This window comes from Williamsia sp. SKLECPSW1 (genome assembly GCF_054332755.1).
The window spans coordinates 835860-855798 of sequence record NZ_JBTGLI010000001.1 but is presented as its reverse complement, the minus strand read 5'-3'; the positions used below and the strand labels follow the sequence as shown (position 1 = coordinate 855798).

At 70.9% G+C, this 19939-nt stretch carries 19 protein-coding genes; 13 read left to right on the top strand and 6 right to left on the bottom strand.

Features of this window, described 5'->3' with window-relative positions; genetic code table 11:
• The first annotated feature begins 146 nt into the window (after positions 1 to 146).
• The 6 genes from hemL to ccsB are packed head-to-tail and all read left to right on the top strand — an operon-like array spanning position 147 to position 6327.
• Positions 147 to 1463 (top strand): glutamate-1-semialdehyde 2,1-aminomutase, encoded by a 1317-nt coding sequence (gene hemL, locus ACXVUM_RS03785; RefSeq protein WP_458520534.1) that lies wholly within the window; start codon positions 147 to 149, stop codon positions 1461 to 1463.
• A 52-nt stretch (positions 1464 to 1515) separates the two neighbouring features.
• Complete coding sequence (locus ACXVUM_RS03780) at positions 1516 to 2145, top strand: histidine phosphatase family protein (RefSeq protein ID WP_458520533.1); 630 nt, start codon at positions 1516 to 1518, stop codon at positions 2143 to 2145.
• An 18-nt stretch (positions 2146 to 2163) separates the two neighbouring features.
• Positions 2164 to 2826, top strand: coding sequence for a TlpA disulfide reductase family protein (locus ACXVUM_RS03775; protein WP_458520532.1), 663 nt, complete (start codon positions 2164 to 2166; stop codon positions 2824 to 2826).
• The gene (locus ACXVUM_RS03770) at positions 2823 to 3617 is read left to right on the top strand and encodes a cytochrome c biogenesis CcdA family protein (RefSeq protein WP_458520531.1); all 795 of its coding nucleotides are present in this window, start codon (positions 2823 to 2825) and stop codon (positions 3615 to 3617) included. The genes ACXVUM_RS03775 and ACXVUM_RS03770 overlap by 4 nt, the downstream gene beginning before the upstream one ends.
• Positions 3614 to 5335, top strand: a complete 1722-nt coding sequence (gene resB, locus ACXVUM_RS03765) for a cytochrome c biogenesis protein ResB (RefSeq protein WP_458520530.1) — start codon at positions 3614 to 3616, stop codon at positions 5333 to 5335. The genes ACXVUM_RS03770 and resB overlap by 4 nt, the downstream gene beginning before the upstream one ends.
• A 5-nt stretch (positions 5336 to 5340) precedes the next feature.
• Entirely contained in the window at positions 5341 to 6327 is a 987-nt protein-coding gene (gene ccsB, locus ACXVUM_RS03760) for a c-type cytochrome biogenesis protein CcsB (protein ID WP_458520529.1), read from the top strand.
• Between the two features lie 36 nt (positions 6328 to 6363).
• Here the strand turns inward: ccsB and ACXVUM_RS03755 are convergent, their stop codons facing one another.
• From ACXVUM_RS03755 to ACXVUM_RS03745, 3 genes are all read right to left on the bottom strand, one after another.
• On the bottom strand, positions 6364 to 6807 hold the full coding sequence (locus ACXVUM_RS03755) for a helix-turn-helix domain-containing protein (RefSeq protein ID WP_458520528.1): 444 nt from the start codon (positions 6805 to 6807) through the stop codon (positions 6364 to 6366).
• Positions 6808 to 7049: 242 nt separating this feature from the next.
• On the bottom strand, positions 7050 to 7265 hold the full coding sequence (locus ACXVUM_RS03750; RefSeq protein ID WP_458520527.1) for a hypothetical protein: 216 nt from the start codon (positions 7263 to 7265) through the stop codon (positions 7050 to 7052).
• A 120-nt stretch (positions 7266 to 7385) separates the two neighbouring features.
• Positions 7386 to 7610, bottom strand: a complete 225-nt coding sequence (locus ACXVUM_RS03745; RefSeq protein ID WP_458520526.1) for a BldC family transcriptional regulator — start codon at positions 7608 to 7610, stop codon at positions 7386 to 7388.
• A gap of 156 nt (positions 7611 to 7766) precedes the next feature.
• Between ACXVUM_RS03745 and ACXVUM_RS03740 the strand changes: the two genes are divergently transcribed.
• The 6 genes from ACXVUM_RS03740 (at position 7767) to ACXVUM_RS03715 (ending at position 13704) form a co-directional block, all read left to right on the top strand.
• Positions 7767 to 8117, top strand: a complete 351-nt coding sequence (locus tag ACXVUM_RS03740; protein WP_458520525.1) for a DUF4229 domain-containing protein — start codon at positions 7767 to 7769, stop codon at positions 8115 to 8117.
• 4 nt (positions 8118 to 8121) lie between these two features.
• Positions 8122 to 9243 (top strand): L-cysteine desulfhydrase Cds1, encoded by a 1122-nt coding sequence (gene cds1 / locus ACXVUM_RS03735; RefSeq protein ID WP_458520524.1) that lies wholly within the window; start codon positions 8122 to 8124, stop codon positions 9241 to 9243.
• Between the two features lie 53 nt (positions 9244 to 9296).
• Complete coding sequence (locus tag ACXVUM_RS03730; RefSeq protein WP_458522770.1) at positions 9297 to 9929, top strand: ABC transporter ATP-binding protein; 633 nt, start codon at positions 9297 to 9299, stop codon at positions 9927 to 9929.
• A complete protein-coding gene (locus ACXVUM_RS03725; protein ID WP_458520523.1) occupies positions 9926 to 12490 on the top strand; it encodes an FtsX-like permease family protein in 2565 nt (854 codons plus the stop codon). Before ACXVUM_RS03730 ends, ACXVUM_RS03725 begins: the two co-directional genes overlap by 4 nt.
• A 187-nt stretch (positions 12491 to 12677) precedes the next feature.
• Positions 12678 to 12899: a helix-turn-helix domain-containing protein gene (locus ACXVUM_RS03720; RefSeq protein ID WP_458520522.1), complete on the top strand. Its 222-nt coding sequence runs from the start codon at positions 12678 to 12680 to the stop codon at positions 12897 to 12899.
• 1 nt (position 12900) lies between these two features.
• Positions 12901 to 13704, top strand: a complete 804-nt coding sequence (locus ACXVUM_RS03715) for a Clp protease N-terminal domain-containing protein (protein ID WP_458520521.1) — start codon at positions 12901 to 12903, stop codon at positions 13702 to 13704.
• Between the two features lie 55 nt (positions 13705 to 13759).
• Here the strand turns inward: ACXVUM_RS03715 and ACXVUM_RS03710 are convergent, their stop codons facing one another.
• Positions 13760 to 14635: a 1,4-dihydroxy-2-naphthoate polyprenyltransferase gene (locus ACXVUM_RS03710; protein ID WP_458520520.1), complete on the bottom strand. Its 876-nt coding sequence runs from the start codon at positions 14633 to 14635 to the stop codon at positions 13760 to 13762.
• Between the two features lie 101 nt (positions 14636 to 14736).
• On the opposite strand from ACXVUM_RS03710, the gene ACXVUM_RS03705 reads away from it, so the two are divergent.
• Positions 14737 to 17973 (top strand): ATP-binding protein, encoded by a 3237-nt coding sequence (locus tag ACXVUM_RS03705; RefSeq protein ID WP_458520519.1) that lies wholly within the window; start codon positions 14737 to 14739, stop codon positions 17971 to 17973.
• Here the strand turns inward: ACXVUM_RS03705 and ACXVUM_RS03700 are convergent, their stop codons facing one another.
• The gene (locus tag ACXVUM_RS03700) at positions 17974 to 18795 is read right to left on the bottom strand and encodes an ABC transporter permease (protein ID WP_458520518.1); all 822 of its coding nucleotides are present in this window, start codon (positions 18793 to 18795) and stop codon (positions 17974 to 17976) included.
• The gene (locus ACXVUM_RS03695; RefSeq protein ID WP_458520517.1) at positions 18792 to 19793 is read right to left on the bottom strand and encodes an ATP-binding cassette domain-containing protein; all 1002 of its coding nucleotides are present in this window, start codon (positions 19791 to 19793) and stop codon (positions 18792 to 18794) included. The genes ACXVUM_RS03700 and ACXVUM_RS03695 overlap by 4 nt, the downstream gene beginning before the upstream one ends.
• Positions 19794 to 19939: the final 146 nt, after the last annotated feature.

The following is a 19939-nucleotide window of genomic DNA, read 5'->3' as shown; positions in this document are numbered from 1 at the left end:
GTTCGGGCGACGATTCTCACGAGGTGGTTCGAGATATGCAACCATCTCCCGGCCGATTCGCCCGAACAACACGGATCTCCATCCCATCGGCGCAGGTCAGCGGGGTGTGGGCCCGGCCACTGTCGATCGTTTGGAACACTGGGCCCGTGACTGTCACGACCACCCGATCGGCCGAGCTGTTCCAGCGGGCGACGCAGGCCATCCCCGGCGGCGTGAACTCGCCGGTCCGTGCGTTCTCCGCCGTCGGCGGGACCCCGCGGTTCATCACGTCCGCCCAGGGGTGCCGGATGACCGACGCCGACGGCGCCACCTACGTCGACCTGATCAGCTCGTGGGGTCCGATGATCCTGGGCCACGCCCACCCTCAGGTCGTCGAGGCCGTGACCCGGGCCGCGGCCACGGGCCTGTCGTTCGGCGCCCCGACCGAGGCCGAGATCGCCCTCGCGGAGGAGATCATCGGCCGCGTCGCGCCCGTCGAGCGCGTGCGGCTGGTCAACTCCGGCACCGAGGCGACGATGTCGGCTGTCCGACTCGCCCGCGGCTTCACCGGACGGACGAAGATCGTCAAGTTCTCCGGCTGCTATCACGGCCACGTCGACGCGCTGCTCGCCGACGCGGGGTCCGGCGTCGCGACGCTCGGGTTGCCCACGACGCCCGGTGTGACCGGGGCGCAGGCCGCAGACACCCTGGTGCTGCCCTACAACGACCTCGCCGCCGTCGAGGAGGCGTTCACCCGGTACCCCGGCGAGATCGCGTGTGTCATCACCGAGGCGGCCGCGGGGAACATGGGTGCGATCGCACCCGTGGAGGGTTTCAACGAGGGCCTCAAGGCGATCACCGCCCGCGACGGCGCACTGCTGGTCGTCGACGAGGTGATGACGGGCTTCCGCGTGAGCGCGGCGGGCTGGTTCGGGATCGACGGCGTCGCCGGCGACCTCTACACGTTCGGCAAGGTGATGAGCGGTGGCCTGCCCGCCGCCGCGTTCGGCGGCAGGGCCGACATCATGGCCCACCTCGCACCGACCGGCCCCGTCTACCAGGCCGGCACCCTCTCGGGGAACCCCGTCGCCGTCGCCGCCGGTCTGGCCACGCTGCGCCTCGCCGACGCCGACGTCTACCGCACGCTCGACGCCAACGCGACGCGCCTGGGGGCCCTGATCACCGATGCGCTGACCGCCGAGGGCGTGGCGCATCGCGTGCAGTTCGCCGGGTCGATGCTCAGTGTGTTCTTCACGACCGAGCCGGACCGGCCCGTCGTCGACTACGCCGGGGTGAAGGCCACGCAGACCTGGCGGTTCGCCCCGTTCTTCCATGCGCTGCTCGAACGCGGGGTCTACCCCCCGCCCAGCGCGTTCGAGGCGTGGTTTGTGTCCGCGGCGCTCGACGAGGATGCTTTCGGTGTCCTGGCCGACGCCCTGCCGGCAGCCGCACGCGCGGCCGCGGCCGCGCAGAGCCCGTCATGAGGTGCGACAGACCCGTCGACACATGCGGGTGCGACACCGAGGAGCTCCACTGATGCAGCGCACCATCGTGCACATGATGCGGCACGGCGAGGTCCACAACCCCGAGGGCATCCTGTACGGACGCCTGCCGAACTTCCGTCTCTCGCAGACCGGATCGGGGCAGGCGCGTCGGGTCGCCGACGAGTTCGCCGACCACGACATCACCGCGGTCTTCGCATCGCCGCTGCAGCGTGCGCAGGAGACCGCGACGCCGATCGCGGCCGCGCACGGGCTCGACATCATCACCGAGGACGGGCTCATCGAGGCCGAGAACGTCTTCGAGGGTCTGCGGGTCTCGGTCGGGGACGGCGCGTTGCGCCGGCCGCGGCACTGGATGAAACTGCGCGACCCGTTCACCCCGTCATGGGGTGAGCCCTACATCCAGTTGGCCCATCGCATGCTCGGCGTCGCGACGAAGGCCCGCGAGACCGCCCGCGGTCACGAGGCCGTCTGCGTCAGTCACCAGCTGCCCGTCTACATCCTGCGACGGTTCCTCGAAGGGCAACGCCTCTGGCACGACCCGCGCCGTCGCCAGTGCTCGCTGGCCTCGGTCACCAGCCTCCTCTACGACGGGGACACCCTCGTCGACATCGTCTACTCCGAGCCCGCCGGCGCATCCGACCCGCTCGCCACAGGGGCGTGAGCGACGACCGTGTCGAGGATGTCCGTGTCTGAGGGTCTCGGGTCCAGGCTGCTGTGGATCCCGGTGGTGGTCGCTGCGCTCGTCGTGGCCCTCGCCGGATGCGCCACCGGCAAGGACGCGGTCAGTCAGGGCGACACCTTCGAGTTCGTGTCACCCGGCGGCAAGACGGAGATCACCTACGACCCGCCGTCGTCGCGCAAACGCGTCCGCGACCTGTCGGGCGAGAACGTGATGACGAACGCCCCGCTCGCCCTGTCCGACTTCGACGGCAAGGTCGTCGTCATCAACGTGTGGGGCCAGTGGTGTGCCCCGTGCCGCGCGGAGGTCGGTGACCTGGAGCAGGTCTACACCGACACCGCGCCGCTGGGTGTGGCGTTCCTCGGCATCGACTTCCGCGACAACCGGCAGGAAGCCCAGGACTACATCCGCAACAACGACGTCACCTACCCGTCGATCTACGACTACCCGGGCCGCACCCTGGTCCGGCTGACCACCCCGACGTCGGTGGTGCCCACCACCGTCGTGCTCGACCGATACCACCGTGCGGCCGCGGTGTTCCTGCGCACCATCAGCGCCGAGGAGCTCGACCCGCTGGTGCGACGCCTGGCAGCCGAGCCGTACAGCCCGCCGCCCACACCCGCGGGCACGGGGACGTCGGTGGTCCGCGGGGAGCCGTCGTGATCCTGGCGTCGGTGGGCAGCGAGTTCGCGTCGACCGCGGCGTCCGGACCGATCGTCCTGGCGCTCGTCGCCTGCGCGGCCGCCGGCCTCATCTCGTTCGCGTCACCGTGCGTGGTGCCACTGGTCCCGGGGTACCTGTCGTATCTCGCGGGGCTCGTCGGCGCCGAGGCCCCGCCGGTGCGCGCGGGGGAGAAGCCGTCGAGCGGCCGCGGCCGTGTGGCCGGTGCCGCGCTGCTGTTCGTCCTCGGGTTCACCGTCGTGTTCGTCCTCGCCACGGCGACGGTGTTCGGACTGACGTCGTCGGTCCTGGTGAACCGGGAACTGCTGCAGCGCATCGGTGGCGTGGTCACCATCCTGATGGGCATGGTCTTCATCGGTCTCGTGCCGATGCTGCAGCGCGAGGCCCGATTCCACCCCCGCCTGGTGTCCAACCTGGTGGGGGCGCCGCTGCTCGGCGCGGTGTTCGCGCTCGGCTGGACGCCGTGTCTCGGTCCGACGCTGGCGGCCGTCGTCGCGACCGCATCCGGCACCGAGGGATCGACGGCCGCGCGGGGCGTCGCCCTGATTGTCGCCTACTGCCTAGGACTGGGCCTGCCGTTCGTGCTGCTCGCGTTCGGGTCGGCCACGGCCCTGCGGGCGGTCGGGTGGATGCGCACCCACGCCCGCGCCATCCAGGTCGTCGGGGGCGTCCTGCTCATCCTGGTGGGCATCGCACTGGTGACCGGACTGTGGGACGGCTTCGTCACCTGGGTCCGCGACGCCTTCATCACCGACACGGAACTGCCGATATGACCGACACCCAGACCCGCCCCGCCGCCGCGACACCGCCGCCGCCCACCCCGTCGGTGCTGCGCCGCCGTGTGCTGTGGCCCGCGCGCAACCTGTGGCGGTCGCTGACGTCGATGCGCACCGCGCTCGCATTGTTGTTCCTCCTCGCACTCGCCGCGGTACCGGGCGCGCTGCTGCCGCAGCGGGAACTGAACTCGCAGAAGACCCAGGCCTACATCGACTCCCACGGGTTCGTGGGGCGTCTGCTGGACCGGCTCCAGTTCTTCGAGGTCTTCTCGTCGGTCTGGTTCACCGCGATCTACGTGCTGCTGTTCATCTCGCTGGTCGGGTGCCTGACCCCGCGCATGATCGAACACGCCAAGTCGTTGCGCGCGCAGCCGGTGGCCACACCGCGCGTGCTGTCACGTATGCCGCGGCACGAGCTGCGTGAGGTCGCCGGTGATCCCGAGCAGGTCGCCGCCCGGATCAGCGGCAACCTGCGTGGCTGGCGTCGTCGGACCACCGTCCGCGACGACGGCGTCGTCGAGGTGTCCGCGGAGAAGGGCTACCTGCGGGAGTTCGGCAACCTCGTCTTCCACTTCGCGCTGCTGGCGCTGCTCGTCTCGATCGCCGCGGGGAAGATGTGGGGATACGAGGGCACTCGCATCCTCGTCGCCGACGGTCAGCAGGGTCTGTGCAACTCGTCGACCGCCGTCTACGACTCCTTCCGCGGCGGCAACCTCGTCGACGGCACCGACCTCACCCCGTTCTGCATCCGGATCGACAGCTTCTCGGCGAAGTACCTGCAGAACGGCCAGCCCGACATGTACTCGGCGAAGCTGGACTACCAGACCGGCTCCGAGCTCGACAGCGGGCAGTCGAAGTCGACGACGGTGAAGGTCAACGACCCGCTGCGCATCGCCGGCGACCGCATCTACCTGCTCGGACACGGATACGCCCCGACGTTCACGGTGCGCTTCACCGACGGTGAGACCCGCACGCAGACGGTGCCGTTCACACCGAACGAGTCGGCGACGCTGCTCTCCTCGGGTGCCGCGCGATTCGACACCCCGGCCGGGATGTACCCGAACCCCGACGACCGACGGAAGAACCAGATCGCGCTCGAGGGGATCTTCGCCCCGACCGCGGCGTTCAGCGGGACGAACAACACCCTGCTGTCGTCGTCGTTCCCCGCTGCCCGGGACCCGTACGTCGCCATCCGCATCTACGAGGGCGACACCGGCCTGGACACCGGGCGGCCGCAGAACGTCTACTCGCTCGACCAGAACCTCATCAACCAGGGCCGTCTGCGGCAGCAGGTCACCACCGGCGGTTCCCGCCTGGGCACCAATCTGGGCGTCGGCCAGTCCACCCGACTGCCCGACGGCACGACGGTCAGCTTCGACGGCTACAAGCAGTGGGCATCACTGCAGGTCAGCCATGACCCGACGCAGCAGTACGTCCTCATCTCGGCGATCATGATGCTGGCCGGCCTGCTGGTGTCGCTGCTGGTGAAGCGTCGGCGGGTGTGGGCCCGGGTGTCGCCGGCGCCCGCGGGCACGGCGTCGAAGGAATCGTCCACAGCCGGGCAACGACTTACAGTAGTAGAGATGGCCGGCCTGGCCCGTACGGATCAGGCCGGTTGGGGCGAGGGTTTCTCCGACCTCGTCGACAAGGTCACGACCGAGAGGGCCGGGACCGACGGGGCCGCCTCCGACGGGGCCACCACGACCGAGAGGTGAACCAGGTGCAGATCGACGAGAACCTGTCGCGGTACTCCGACCTCCTGTTCGGCACCACGCTGACGGTGTACGTGCTGGCGATGATCATGTTCCTCGCCGCGCTCGCGTCGGCGCGGGGCCGTGTGGAGTCGGCCGCCGAGGAGCGTGTGCTCGTGAAGGCCGGGGCCGGCGGCGGGTCGACCGGTTCCGACATGCCGGTACGCACACCGGGCCGCGTCGTGGAGAAGGAGCGTCGTCCCTGGGGCGATCGTCTCGCGCGGATGGCCTTCCCCGTCGTCATCGTCGGCGCGCTCGCGCACATCGGGTCCGTGGTGCTGCGTGGTCTCGCGACCCACCGCATGCCCTGGGGCAACATGTACGAGTTCATCAGCCTGTCGTGCATGGCCGGTGTGGTCGCCGGGATCATCGTCCTGCGGCGCCCCGAGCACCGTCCGCTGCTCTCGTTCGTCCTCGTGCCCGTGAGCCTGCTGATGTTCGTCGCCGGCAAGTGGCTCTACACCCAGGCCGCGCCGGTGGTGCCCGCGCTGAAGTCCTACTGGCTGGCCATCCACGTGTCGATCGTCTCGGTCGGATCCGGGGTGTTCCTCGTGTCGGGTGTCGCGAGCGCCCTCTACCTGATCAAGCTGCGCTGGCCCGACGCCGGATCGTCCGTCGGCGGACGCATCCTCGATCGCCTGCCCAGCCCGGAGGCGCTCGACCGCGTCGCCTACAAGACCGTCGTCTTCGCGTTCCCGCTGTTCGGCCTCGGCGTCATCTGCGGCGCCATCTGGGCCGAGTCGGCCTGGGGACGTTTCTGGGGTTGGGATCCCAAGGAGACGGTGTCGTTCATCGCCTGGATCATCTACGCCGCCTACCTGCACGCACGCGCGACCGCGGGCTGGCGCAACACCAACGCGGCATGGATCAACATCGCCGGTTTCGTGGCGATGCTGTTCAACCTGTTCATCATCAACCTCGTCGTCTCGGGGCTGCACTCCTACGCCGGTCTGTGACGGCGGTCGGGCGCAGCACCCGAGGACGGGGGACGACTACGACGTCGCGGCCTGGTTCCCGGCGGCGGCCTGCTTCTTGACGACCTTCAGCAGCTCGATGACGGTGTCGATCGTCGAGGGGGAGAGGTCGCCGTGGCGGAACGCCGCGATGTGGGCGCCGGTCTCGGCGGCCAGGGCGACGTACTCGCGCTGCTGCTCGACACGCTTGAGGTCTTCCTCGGGATCGGTGAGGAAGTACGTCACGCTGATCTCGAAGGCGCGCGAGATGGCCTCGACGGTGCGGAACGACGGCGTCTTCGCCTTCCCGGTGCGCAGCTGCGAGATGTAGGCGTCCGACAGCGTGTACCCGAGGCGGTTGGCCTTCAACGCGATCTTCTTCCCCGTGTAGGGGATGCCGTTCTCGTCCCGCACCGTGTCGAACAGCTCGTTGAGGCTGTCGGCGAACGGTTTCGTGGTCCGGACGTCGTCTGAGATGGTCATGTGCGTGCTCTCCCGAATCCATCCGAGAGGCCGCATCCGCCGGATCCCCACGACCCTGGACTGCGCTGCGGGCTTCCCGTCTGGTTTGTAGTCACGCACGGCGGAGCACGCCGTGCATGTTTGACGAATGCTACCGCTCGCCGCGGATTTAGCGGAGCCGCGTCACAGAGTGGGATCGGCGTCTCACGGCCAGGGGCGGACGTTCGGAAGCGAAACGAAAAGACTCTGCGGGAGAGAGGATCTCAGGTCGGCGTCGGGGACTGGGGGTCGTCGTCCTGGTCCACATCGGATCGACCCGTCCGACGACGCTCGGCGCCGAGGTCGAGAAGGAAGTCCGGGTCGTCGTCGGGCCCGATCGGCCCGCGGCGTGAGGACGTGACGTCCTGCTCGGGCTTGAACGCACGCCACACGAGGTAGGCAACGCCGACTGCCACCACGAACGCGATCACAAAGACCACCAGACACCTCCACTACCCGTCATTCCAGGGTACGCGAGGAACGTCCACGGCAAGCGGACCTCCGACGACGGACGGGCCCGCGATCACTGCGGATCGGGGCCCGGCCGGGAAGCGGTGAGATCAGTCGGTGCGACGGTTGAGCAGCGCGACGACGTCGGCCTCACGGAACCGGCGGTGGCCACCGGGGGTGCGGATGGCGCCCAGGAGGCCCGAGCTGGCCCAGCGGGCGACGGTCTTGGGGTTGACGTTGAACATCGCGGCGACCTGACCGGGCGTCAGCGTGTGCTGGCTCGCCAGGCGGGGGGTGATCATCGACGGTGTCCCGGTGATGTGAGCTGCGGTCATGGTGCCTCCTGATACGAGGTCGAACGAGTGGGTTCGTGGTCCGACGTCGTCATGGATACACCCGAATTGCCAGGTGTTCGAACCGTCAGCGGCTGGTAAACCAGTGGTAAAAATCGGACATCGCGGGCGTGGGAGGCCCCGTCGTAGGCTGACCGGGTGAGCACCACCCCTGATCCAGTCCCCTCCGACGACCCCGCGCAGCCCGCGCCCCGACCGGGCGCCGGCGGCCGCCTCGCGTCCGCACTGGCGCTGTACACGCTGGTCCGGCTGGCCCTCGTCGTCGTGATCGCCGCGATCATCTACGGCGTCGGACGCGTCGCCGGGATCGACGTGCCGATCCTCGTCGCCGCCATCTTCGCCGTCATCATCGCGCTACCGCTGGGCATGATCGCGTTCAAGTCGCTGCGGTTGCGGGTGAACGCCGCCATCGCCGAGGTCGACGAGGACCGGCGCCTCAAGCGCGACGCGCTGCAGGCCCGTCTCCGGGGCGAGTCGGGCGGGGCGTGACGCGGTGACCGCGGGTCTCTCCGATGTCGGGAGCTGGACCGACCACCGGGCCGATCGGTCCTGGACGCAGAACGCGATCCGCCTGATCGAGGCCGACGCCACCCGCAGCGCCGACACCCACCTGCTGCGGTTCCCGCTGCCCGCCTGGAGCGGGGCGTCGGGCGGGATCGACCTCTACCTCAAGGACGAGAGCACCCACATCACGGGTTCCCTCAAGCACCGGCTCGCGCGGTCGCTGTTCCTGTACGCCCTGTGCAACGGATGGATCCGTCAGGGCGCGCCGGTCGTCGAGGCGTCGTCGGGGTCCACGGCGGTCTCCGAGGCGTACTTCGCCGCGCTGATCGACGTGCCGTTCGTGGCCGTGATGCCCCGCACCACGTCGGCGAGCAAGGTCGCTCTCATCGAGCGTCAGGGCGGGCAGTGCCATTTCGTCGACTCCGCCGGAGAGGTGTACGTCGCCGCCGCAGACCTGGCCCGGCGTACGGGCGGGCACTTCATCGACCAGTTCACGATGGCCGAGCGCGCCACCGACTGGCGCGGCAACAACAACATCGCCGAGTCGATCTTCGGTCAGCTCGCCGACGAACGACACCCCGTCCCGACGTGGATCGTCGTGGGCGCCGGCACCGGCGGCACGTCGGCCACCATCGGCCGCTACATCCGCTATCGCCGGCATCCCACGTGGCTGGCCGTCGTCGACCCCGAGAACTCGGTGTTCGCGCCGGCGTACGCCAGCGGGGATCCGTCGGTGTCGTCACAGGTGGGTTCCCGTATCGAGGGGATCGGCCGGCCCCGGGTCGAACCGTCGTTCGTCTCGCAGGTCATCGACGCGATGGTCACCGTCCCTGACGCCGCGTCCGTCGCGACGGCCCGGCTGGTCAGCGACGTGCTCGGCCGTCGGGTCGGCGGGTCCACCGGCACCAACATGTGGGGTGTGTTCGGGCTGATCGCGCAGATGGTCGCCGCCGGCCGATCGGGCAGCGTCGTCACGCTGCTCTGCGACGCGGGAGACCGATACGGCGACACCTACTTCGACGACGACTGGGTCGCGGTGCAGGGGATGTCGCTCGACAGGCCGCGGGCGATCCTCGACGCCTTCTGGCGCGACGGGTCCTGGCCGAGGTGAGCCGTCCGGGGGGATCGGCGATCGAGGCCACCGACCTCGTCCGCGAGTACCGCATGGGGGATCAGACGGTGCGCGCCCTCGACGGGTTGACGCTCACACTCGATCCCGGACAGTTCGTCTCGGTGGTCGGGCCGTCGGGCGCGGGCAAGTCGACGCTCCTGCACGTGATGGGCGCGCTCGACGTCCCCGACTCGGGCCGGATCCTGGTGGACGGGAGCGACATCACCGCGATGGACGACGACGAGCTGTCGACGTTCCGGCGGCGTCGCGTCGGGTTCGTGTTCCAGTTCTTCAACCTCGTGCCGACGCTGTCGGCGTGGGAGAACGTCGCCCTGCCGCGCCTGCTCGACGGCACCCCGTTGCGCCGCAGCCGATCCGACGCGCAGGAGCTGTTGGACCGGGTCGGGCTCGGGCACCGCGCGTCACATCGCCCGGGTGAACTCTCCGGTGGTCAGATGCAGCGCGTCGCGATCGCGCGGTCGCTGATCATGGGGCCGCGGATCGTGCTCGCCGACGAGCCGACCGGCAACCTCGACTCCCAGACCGGCGCGGCCATCCTCGAGCTGCTCGGCGAGGTCGCCCGCGACGGTGCCGGGCGGCTGGTCGTCATGGTCACCCACGACGTCGCGGCCGCGTCGGTCGCCGACCGCACGGTGACCGTGCGGGACGGCCGCATCGCGTCGTGAGCCCCACACCCCTCGGGCGGGTCGTCGCCGCCGCCGGACGCCTGCGGGTGCTCAACCTGCGGGAGACCCGCACGCACCGTCTGCGGCTGCTCACCTCGCTGCTCGTCATCGCGGTGTCGTCGTTGCTGCTGGTGGCGGTGCTCAGCACCTACGGGTCCATCACCAGTTCGGTGTCACGGCTGTCGGCGACGATCGCCGGCGACGCCGACCTCGACGTCGGCGCGATCGGGGACGCGGGCATCGACCAGGCCCTCGTCGGCGAGATCCGTCGCGGGGTCCCGCAGGCGCAGACGGTCGCGCCGATCGTGCGGTCGTCGGCGACGCTCGGCTCCGACGACAGACGCGTCGCCGTTCTCGGTGCGGACGCATCCGTCCTCGGTCTCGGTGGCGCGCTGCGGTCGGTGCTCGCCTCCGGAGGGCAGGCAGGGTCGTCGTCGCCGCGGTTCGACCCGGCGACGTCGGTGGCCGTAGGGCCCGGGCTCGGACTGTCGGTGGGCCAGACGATCCGCGTCGGCGGTGTCCCGGTGACGGTGGCGGAGATCGTGCGGTCCGCGGCCGCACGGCCGATCGCATCCGGACGGTTCGTCGCGGCGTTCCTGCCGCTCGCGCAACGCATCACCGGCCAGTCGGGCCGCGTCGACTCCATCCTCGTCGCGGCACGTCCGGGTGTCGCGACCGACGACCTGCGGGCTCGCGTCGAGGCGGTCGTCGAGGGGCGCGCGGTCGTCAACGACCCCGACTTCCGCGCCGCGCAGGTGGCGACAGCCAGTGCGGTGACCCGTGATTCGACTCTGCTCGTCGCGTTGATCTCCGTGGTCATCGCGGCGTTCCTGGTGTTCAACACGATGACGATGGCCGTGGCGTCGCGGCGACCCGTGCTCGCGATGGTCCGCGCGATCGGCGGCCGACGGGGGCCGCTCGTGCGTGACCTCGTCGCCGAGGCCGCGGTGATCGGCGCCGTCGGCGGTGTCATCGGCGTGCCGCTCGGGATGCTCGCCGGGCGGTGGATCATCGGCCGGTTGCCGTCGGCGAACATCGACAGCGTCTCGGCCACCGTGACCTACTCGCTCGCCTGGTATGCACCCGTCGTCGCGCTGGTGGCGTGTGTGCTCGCCTGCGCCGCGGCCAGTCTGCTCGCCGCGCGATCGGTGCTGCGTCTCTCGCCGGTGGAGGCGATGTCCCCGGCCCAGTCCGACGAACAGTCGCGCGGATCGGTGCGACTCGAGATCGCCTCGGGTGTCGCCGGTCTCGCCGCGATCGGTCTCGGCTGGGTCATCGCCTACACGGTCACCGATCGGGCGGTGTTCTCGGGCGCGGTGCTCTCCAGCATCGGGGGACTGCTGGTGTTCTTCGCCCTCACACGGCCGATCGTGGGTGCGATCACCGGGCTCGTCCGTCGGCTGGGCGGTCCGGGGCAACTCGCGGCCGTCACCGCCGAACGCACGCCGCGGCGGGTGTGGACGACGGCGATGACCGTCGCGGTCGCGGTGTCGGTCGGCATCGGGACGTCGGGGGCGATGAACGATCTGATCGGGTCGGTGTCCGGCGCGCTCGACGGCATCGGCGACCCCGACCTGTACGTCTCCACGCAGCCGGTGACCGACATCCCCGCGGGCCCCGTCCTCGATCCCGCCGTGCGCGAGGCGGTCTCGTCCGTCCCCGGGGTGTCACGCGTTGTCGGCGGACAGTGGGCGTATCTGAACCTGGGCGCCGCGCGGGTCGTCGTGCAGGGGCTGACGCAGGGGGTGCAGTCACCGTTCGTGAAGCGTGCCTCGCCGGAGGTGGTGCGGCAGACCATCGCCGGCGACGGGATCGTGCTGTCGAAGGTGCTGGCGTCGACCGTCGGCAAGGGCGTCGGCGACGAGGTGCGGCTCGCCACGCCCGTCGGCTACCGCACGCTGCGTGTGCTGCAGGTCGTGGACTACCCCGCGATCGAGTCGGGGACGGCGGCGATGTCGTTCGACCTGCTGCAGACGTGGTTCCAGCGACCGGGCGACACGTTCCTCCAGGTGACCGTCGCGCCCGGGGCCGATGCGACCGCGGTGCGTGCGGCGGTCACCCGCGCCGCGCAGGACGCCGTCGTCGGGAAGGCCGGGGCGGTGAGGCCGTATGTCTACTCGGGGCCGGAGACGCTCGACGCGACACGGTCGTCCGTCGAGCAGTCGGGTCAGTTCACCATCGCCATCCAGTGGATCGTGGCGCTGGTCGCTGCGGTGGCGCTGCTCAACACGCTGCTGCTGTCGGTGATCGAGCGTCGACGCGAGATCGGGGTGCTGCGCGCGATGGGTGCATCACGGCGGTTCGCGTCGAGGATGGTGGTCGCCGAGGCCGTCGGGATCGCTGGTGTCGGCGCGGTGCTCGGTGTCGCGAGCGGTGAGCTCCTGCACGGCATCAGCAACCAGGTCCTCGGGGTGACGACGGCGGTCTCCATCGACTACCACCTGCACCTGTTCACCGTCGTCTACGTGGTGGCCGCGTTCGTGTTGTGCGTCGTCGGCGCGGTGATCCCCGCCCAGCGCGCCGGCCGGCTCACCATCGTCGACGCCATCGCCGACGAGTAGAGACCCCACCCACCCCTCAGGCGTCGAGTGGGCAGTTCCAGACGTCGACTGGGCGGCTCCGGACACCGACTGGGCGGTTGGGACACGACCCCGCGTCCCAACCGCCCAACGAACGGTTCCGACCGCCCAACAGACGGTAGTCAAGAAAGGTTGACATCGCCGACGGTGTCAACATAACCTGACAGCCATGCACGGCGACAACGACGACATCACGACAGCGGCCGCCAGCACGGACCCCGCACAGGGGCTCGCTGCGGTCCGCGCGCTCCGGACGCTCGCCGACCGCCTCGAGGAGGTCCAGGTCGGCAACGCGCGCGAGCAGGGATGGAGTTGGCAGGCGATCGCCGAGATCCTCGGCATCAGCCGCCAGGCCGTGCATCAGAAACACTCGACCCCGAAGGGACACTGACATGTTCGACCACATGAACCGCGAGAACAGGCACATCCTGTCCTTCGCCATGGAAGAGGCCGCCGACCTCGGGCACGCCCAACTCGGCACCGATCACCTGATCCTGGGCATGCTCTGCAATGCCCGCAGCGACGTGTACACCCTGCTCACCGAGCAGGGGTTCACCCTGACCGCCGCCCGCGAGACCGTTCGCGAGATCCACGGCGACGACGACGGCTCCGAGAGCGCCGCCGCCGAGACCGACGCCGAGCAGGTCGACGAGGACCGTGAGGCCCTGAAGTCCGTCGGCATCGACCTCGACAAGGTCGCCGACGCGATCAAGCGGGCGTTCGGCACCGACATCACCGACGGCTGGTCCAAGCGTGGGCCGGACCGTCGTGGCCGGGGCGGACCGCACCACCACGAGCGCGGCGGTCGCGACCACGATCACCGTCGCGGGCGCGGCGGCCCCTGGGACGGCCCCGACCACGGTCCGGGCGGACGACGGGGCCCGGGCGGACCCGGCGGGTGGGGCGACCCCGAGTCGTGGGAGGCCGGTCCGTGGCAGCACGGACGGGGACGACGCGGCCCACGCGGTCGCGGCGGGCCCTGGGGCCGTCCGCGGTTCTCCGCCTCGGCACGTGCGGCGCTCGGCGAGGCCGTGCGCATCTGCCGCGAGTCCGACAGCGACGAGCGCGGCGGCAGGCTCCGCGCCGAGCACGTGTTGCTCGGGATCCTGGCCGTCGGCGACGAGAGGTCGCGCCGACTGATCGAGTCGGTCACCACCGTCGAACGGCTCCGCGAGGCACTCACCGCCACCGTCTGACACCCCGATGATGTGTAGTTCTCGTGGCCGTCACCTGCGGGGATGGTCGCGAGAACTACACACTTCCGGCGATGAGACCGACGGTCGTCGCCACCGACCACGCCACCATCGCCAGCCCGGTCTGGGCCAGGGCGGGGATCAACGCCATGCCCTGCGCCCCCGATCGGACCGGGGCGTTGGCCCGAACGGCCAGCGGGACGGCGAGGAGCCCGAGCAGCGCCCACGGTGTCGCGGCGACGAGGACGAGCGTCGCCACCGTGGGCACCGCGAGGAGGGCGAGATGCGCGGTCCGCGTGCGGGTGTCACCGAGACGCACCGCGAGGGTGGTCTTCCCGGTCACCGAATCACTGGGGATGTCACGCAGGTTGTTGGCCACCAGCACCGCGCTGGAGTAGCTGCCGACGGCGATCGCGGCGACCGCACCCACCCAGTCGATCCGTTCGGCCTGGACGAACTCGGTGCCGAGCACCGCGACGAGCCCGAAGAACACGAACACGGCGACCTCGCCGAATCCCGCGTAGCCATAGGGTTTCGAGCCGCCGGTGTAGAACCAGGCGCCCGCGATGCAGACCGCGCCGACGACGATGAGCCACCACGCGGATGTCAGCGCGAGCACCACGCCGGCCACAGCCGCGATCCCGAACGCCGCGAACGCCGCGGTCTTCACCGCCGACGCCGGCGCCGCACCCGACCCGACGAGCCGCATCGGCCCGACGCGGTCGTCGTCGGTGCCACGGATGCCGTCGGAGTAGTCGTTGGCGTAGTTGACGCCGACGATCAGCGCGACGGACACGACGAGCGCCAGCACCGCCTTCCACCAGACCGCGCCGTCGAGCCATGCCGCGGCACCGGTTCCCGCGATCACCGGCGCGATCGCGTTGGGGAACGTGCGCGGGCGAGCACCCTCGACCCACTCCTTCGGACTTGCCATGCCGCGATTGTCCCACCCCGCGGCTTACCCTCGATGAACGGACCGACCCGTCCCTGAGGCGCCGGTCCGCCGAGCCCGATCCCGCCGACGACGAGGAACCCATGACGACCGTGATCATCGGACTGCTCGGTCCGGTCGCGGTCGACACCGGCGGCGGGATGCAGAACGTCCCGGGCGCCCGCGCGCGCCGACTGCTCGCAGCGCTCGCCGTCGAACCGGGCACCCTGCGGTCCTCCCGTGCCCTCATCGAGGACGTGTGGGACGACGCCCCGCCGCAGTCGCCGCAGGCGGCGCTGCACACCCAGGTCTCCCGCCTCCGACAGGCGCTTCCCGACGGGGTCCTGCTCGCCGAACCCTCCGGGTACCGGTTGCTCGTCGACGCGGTCACGACGGACATCGACCGCGCCGACGCTCTCCTCGACGCCGGGACCCCCGGGTCGCTCGACGAGGCGATCGGGCTGTGGCGCGGCACGCCCGGCGACGATCTCGTCGGGCCGCTCGCCGACAGCGTCCGCTCGCGCGCCGACGAGCTGCGACGGCGCATCGACTTCCGACGCGCGGAGGTCGCGCTCGAGGCCGGCGATGCCGAGATCGCCCGCCGGCTGGCCGCGGCCCTGTGCGCCGCGGACCCGCTCGACGAGACCGCTCATCTGCTCCACATGCGCGCTCTCGCCGACGCCGGCCGCACGGGCGACGCGCTCGCCGTGTTCGCCCGCATCCGACGCACCCTGTCGGCGGAACTCGGCGTCGAACCCTGTGCCGAACTCGACGACTTCCACCGCTCCCTGCTCCGGTCGACCGGCCCGGCCGCCGCGCCGACACCACCGTCGATCCGGCAGGCCCGTGCCGTCGGTCTGCGCGCCGAGCCGAATCCGCTCCTCGGTCGCGACGACGAGATCGACGACCTGGTCACCGCTCTCGAGGCCAATCGCGTGGTGACGGTGACGGGACCGGGTGGTGCCGGCAAGACCCGCGTGGCGCAGGCGGTCGCGCGGACCGTCCACGCCTCCGGGCGGGACGTCTTCGTCGTCGAACTCGCGTCGGTGCGGTCGGACGAGGACGTCGTCGCCGCGATCGCCGGCGGTGTGGGGGTGGGGGAGAACGACGTCGTCGCCACCAACCGCGGACGCCTGCCCGTCGGCGACCTCGCGGTGCGTGTGGCCGACGCGCTCGCCGGTCGGTCGGTGCTGCTCGTCCTCGACAACTGCGAACAGATCGTCGACGGCGCGGCGCGTGCGGTCGCCGATCTCATCGCCGCGGCCGCGGACGTGACGGTCCTCGCCACCTCACGGTCACCTCTCATGATCGCCGGCGAGGTGACACATCGGTTGCGCCCGTTGGCGATCGAGGAGACCGCCGCGGCCTCGTCGCCCGCCGTCGACCTGTTCGTCGCCCGTGCCACCGCCGTCCGTCCCGACGTCACCATCGACCGTGCGCGGATCGCGGACCTGTGCGCACGCCTCGACGGGCTGCCGCTGGCCATCGAACTGGCCGCGGCGCGGGCGCGCAGCATGTCCGTCGCCGACATCGCCGACCTGCTCACGCGGCGCCTCGCGACCGGTCGGCTCGCGGTGTTCCGGACCGGGGATCGCACTGCGCCGCAACGCCACCGGACGTTGGAGGCGGTGATCGGGTGGAGCTGGGACCTGCTCGACGACGACGCCCGCTCGCTGATGCGCACGATGTGCCGGTTCCCGTCGGGGTTCACCGCGGCCGCGGCGCACAGTGTCATGGGGGACGTCACCGGCGCCGACCCGATCGTGGTCGACGACGCGCTCGAGTCGCTGGTGGCGCAGTCGCTGGTCGGGGTGGACGAGGCGGACGGGCAGACCCGCTACCGCATGCTGGAGATGGTGCGCGAGTTCGGCGACGAGCGCCTGGCCGAGATCGGCGACGCCCACCGCGTCGACACCGCGATGGTGCGGTGGGCCGCGGGGTTCACCGAGGCGGCCCGCGATCTGTTCGACGGTGGCGAGAACCGCGCCGCCGCCGCGGCAGTCGCCATGGAGAGCGGCAACCTCGTGTGGATCCTGCGACGCTGCGTCGACGACGACCCGGATGCGCGGCCCGGTGGAGCCGTCGACGGCGTGCTCGCGATCTTCCCCGTGGTCGCGGCGAGTTGGGTGGCGCGCGGACTGCACGCGGAGGTGCGGGCGTTCGCGCCGCGGGTGGTGGGAACCCCCGTCCCGGATCGGCTCGACGACGAACGGATCCGGGAGAAGTGGCTCGCCGCGCTGCTCATGGCGACCGGGCACCTCATGATGATCCGTCCCGACCTCCGTGCCGTGGCCCGGGGGATGACCGCGTTGCGCGCCGCCCACCGGCCGTCCGACTCCCTCACCCGCCCCGCCGATTTCGCCGCCGCGCTGATGCTCAGCCGACGGCGCTACGCGGGACTGCGCCTCATCACACGTGGCGTGCGGGCCGACGATCCCGAGGTACGGACGATCGCGTTGTCGCTGCGGTCCAACGTCGCCGAGAACCTGGCCGACCTGGATCGAGCCCTGCAGGACTCCCTCGCCGCGCAGGCGCTCGCCGCAACCCGGGGGAACAGCTGGATGCTCGCGATGGGGTCGACGGAGATCGCCGGGATCCACGGTCAGGCAGGCAATTACGCCGAGGCCGCCACGGTCTACCGCGCGTCCGTCGCCGGACTCGAGGACCTCGGTGCGCTCGACGAGTCCCGGCAGGTCCGCTGCTACCTCGTCGCGACGCTGGCCGGCCTGGGGCGCGTCGACGAGGCGTCCGCCGAGTTCGACACGGTGTCCGGCGGGTGGAAGCCCGGCGATCCGATCCCCGCCGGATCGCCGGAGACGGTCGGTCTGATGCTCGTCGTCGCGGCCGAACTGGCCTGGCAGCGCGGGGAGATCGAGGCGACGGCCGAACTCGGGCTCGCCGTCGCTCGGTTCGTCGTCGGCGAACACCTGCTCAGCGCGGACCCGTCGTATCTGTTGACGCTCAGCGCGGCCATCGCTCTGGCCGCGACGTGCGGCCGTCCCGACGAGGCACTGGCCTTCGCCGGGGTGCTGGCGGGGATGGTCGGCGGACACCACCCCGGAGGTGTCGCGGACCTGCCCCAGTACGGCGCCGCCGCGATCGCGGTCGGCGCCGCGCGGTGCGCCCGGCAGGCCGGCGACCTCACCGGGCGACGACTTCTGGCCGCCGGTGTCCGCATCGGTGGGCGCCGGGACCACCCCGTCCTGCTCCGCATCGTCGACGACCCCGCGACGATCGCCGGGGTGGATGCCTCGACGTGGGACGCGACACTGGCCGACGCACAGAGGATGCCCCGCCGCGACATCGGGCAGGGCATCCTCGAGTTGTTGCAGGCGAGGTGATCAGGCGTTGCGCATGTAGGCACGCACGGTCAGCGGCGCGAAGATCGCGGTGATGATGGCCGCGCCGAGCAGCGACCACAGGACGTGGATGCCGACGTGGCCGTTGTTGGTGAGCTCCCGCACCGCGGTCACCAGGTGCGAGACCGGGTTGACCTTGACGAAGGCCTGCAGCCACCCGGGCATGGTGTCGACGTTGACGAACGCGTTGGACAGGAACGTCAGCGGGAACAGCAGCATCAGCGAGAAGCCCTGCACCGCAGAGGCGCTCTTGACCAGCATGCCCATCAGCGCCCAGATCCACGACACCGCGAAGCTGCACACCAACACCAGCAGTGCGGCCCCGATCAGGCCCAGGGCGTCGGGACGCCAGCCGATCGCGATGCCGACGACGAACGTGATGATCGTCGCGATGAGGTAGCGCAGGACGTCGGCCAACAATGCGCCGGCGAGCGGGCTCACCCGTGCGATCGGCAGTGCCCGAAAGCGGTCGAACACACCCTTGTTCATGTCCTCCCGCAGCTGCGTGCCGGTGACGACCGACGTCGTGATGACGGTCTGCACGAGGATGCCCGGGATGATCACCGGCAGGTACGCCGAGACGCTGCCGGCGAGCGCGCCGCCGAAGATGTAGGTGAACATCAGCGTGAAGATGATGGGCTGCAACACCACGTCGAACAGCTGCTCGGGGTTGTGCCGGATCTTCAGCAGGCCGCGATAGCCCATGGTGAACGACTGCGCGACGGTCGCGGCGAGGCCGACGGTGCGCGGGGGATCGGTGAGGCGGCCGGCGGGCACGGGCCGGTCGAGGGTGGTGGCGCTCATGCTGCACTCTCCTGGGTGATGTCGGTGGTGTCGGAGTCGGGGGAGGGCTTGCCGGTGATGGTCATGAAGACCTCGTCGAGGCTGGGCTTGGCGACGGTGAGTTCGCTGACGGAGATCTCGGCCGCCACCAGTGCGGCCATCACCTCGCTGACCTGCTCGGCGCGGGGGAGAGGGATGGACACGCGGCCCGCCTCGGGCGACAGCGTCGCGTTCTCGCCGAGGGCGCGTTCGACGACGGTCATCGTCGCCACCGCGTCGGCGCGATCGGTGGGTCGCACGACGAGGGTGTTCGCCCCGACGGAGTCCTTGAGTTCGTCGGCGGTGCCGTCGGCGATCTTGCGACCGCGGTCGATCACGGCGATGCGGTCCGCGAGCTGATCGGCCTCGTCGAGGTACTGCGTGGTGAGCAGCACCGTCGACCCCTGCGCGACGAGACGGCGGATCGTCTCCCACATCTGTGCGCGCGTGCGCGGATCGAGGCCGGTGGTCGGCTCGTCGAGGAACAGCAGGGGCGGGGTGGAGATGAGGCTCGCGGCGAGGTCGAGACGACGACGCATGCCGCCGGAGAACTCGTTGAGGGGCCGGGTGGCCGCCTCCGCGAGTCCGAATTCCTCGAGCAGGTCGGCGGCGGTGGTGCGCGCCTGCGACCGTGACAGGCCGAGAAGCCGCGCGAAGACGATGAGGTTCTCGCGGGCGGAGAGGGTCTCGTCGACCGAGGCGTACTGGCCGGTGACCCCGATGAGGGAGCGGACCGCGACGGGTTCGGCGACGACGTCGTGGCCGAAGACCTTCGCCGAGCCGCCGTCGGGGCGCAGGAGGGTCGCCAGCATGCGGACGGTGGTGGTCTTGCCGGCGCCGTTGGGCCCGAGGACGCCGTAGACGGAACCGGTGGGGACGACGAGGTCGACCCCGTCGACCGCGCGGGTCGACCCGAACTTCTTGACGAGGCCGCGGGCGTCGATCGCCGGCGGCTCGGTGGAGCTGTGGTGTGTGGTCATGCCGAGAACTCTGGCCGGGCGTCCTGTCATGACGCTGTCGTCGTCTGTCGTGTGCCTGACAGGTCCTGACACGCCCTGACAGGCCGACCCGCCGACCGCTCCCGTCCCGCCCCGTCTGTTGGGCGCCAGGAACCGTCTGTTGGGCG